Below are 1203 nucleotides of genomic sequence, written 5' to 3'. Positions count from 1 at the left end.
ACAATTAATGGAATTTGATAAAAACTTATTGTCTTTTTTAAAACCAAGGTTGTTAGATGAATTAATTAATAAATCTACACTTAAGGAATTTTCAAAAGGCACTGAAATTTTAAGAGAAGAACAATATGTGAAAGTACTACCTATAGTACTTAACGGACTTGTGAAAGTATATTCTAGATTTGATGAAAAAGAATTACTACTTTACTACATTGAACCAGCTCAAAGCTGCGTAATGACTTTTTATGCCGCTTTAAAAAACACCCCAAGTAAAGTTTTTGCAACAACTGAAGAAGATTCAAAAATTCTTCTAATTCCAGTTCAGTATTTACCAAATTGGCTTAAAGAGTTCCCTGGTTTTAACGAATTATTTTATAACCAATTTAATTTGCGTTATTCTGAACTTTTAGACACAATTCGCCATTTACTGTTGGACAAAATGGATAAGAGACTTTATGACCATCTTAAAAAGAAATCAAAATTAACTAAAAGTAATTCGATTAAAATGAGTCATAGTCAAATAGCAAATGAATTAGGAACTGCACGTGAAGTAATTACTAGGGTTTTGAAAAAACTTGAGACTGATAATAAAGTTGTTCAAAATGCAGGTGAAATAAAAATTATTAGCGAGTGGTGACCATAGTCACTGCATACCTCTATCACACTACTTACCTTTGTAAAGCAATAATGCATAAATATTTTATTCTAAAAGATGAAAAAAAACATGGGAAGTGCAGATAGAATTATTCGAATAATAATCGCTGCAATAGTTGGAATTCTTTATTTTACAGAAACCATTTCGGGAACTTTAGGTCTAATTCTTTTAATTGTAGCAGGAATATTTGTTTTAACTAGTTTAATTAGTTTTTGTCCTCTGTATGCACCATTTGGCATTCGTACTTGTGCTTTAAAAGAAAAATAATTGTTATGAAAAAAAGATTTTATTTCAGTTTGTTAGTGATACTTTGTTTTACTTTAACATTTTCTGCTTGCTCAAATAACGATGACGATGGAGATGTAAATGATAATAGTGAACAAATAGCGCAAGTTGAAAACACAGTTGAATCAGGAACTTGGCGAATAACTAATTTTATAGATTCTGGAGAAAATGAGACATCAGATTTTACAGGATATAATTTCTCGTTTAATTCTGACGGTTCTCTTGTTGCTACAAATGGAACTGATACTTTAACTGGTACATGGTCA

The 1203-nt window shown here is 29.8% G+C and carries 2 protein-coding genes and 1 pseudogene; all 3 read left to right on the top strand.

Annotation, left to right across the window (positions count from 1 at the left end):
• Positions 1–634 (top strand): Crp/Fnr family transcriptional regulator (locus tag EYD45_RS16540; RefSeq protein WP_233702691.1); only part of this gene is annotated, 634 nt, incomplete at its 5' end.
• 75 nt (positions 635–709) lie between these two features.
• Complete coding sequence (locus EYD45_RS16535; RefSeq protein WP_130965773.1) at positions 710–919, top strand: YgaP family membrane protein; 210 nt, start codon at positions 710–712, stop codon at positions 917–919.
• A 5-nt stretch (positions 920–924) separates the two neighbouring features.
• A pseudogene (locus EYD45_RS16530) lies at positions 925–1203 on the top strand (hypothetical protein); the annotation flags it as partial.

Origin of the sequence: Hyunsoonleella flava (assembly GCF_004310325.1) — a bacterium.
Taxonomy (GTDB): Bacteria; Bacteroidota; Bacteroidia; order Flavobacteriales; family Flavobacteriaceae; genus Jejuia; species Jejuia flava.
This window is presented reverse-complemented; position numbering and strand designations above follow the sequence as displayed.

Excerpts from the sequence above, each read along its gene's own strand:
- EYD45_RS16535 (WP_130965773.1), top strand. The coding sequence starts at position 710 with ATGAAAAAAAACATGGGAAGTGCAGATAGAATTATTCGAATAATAATC.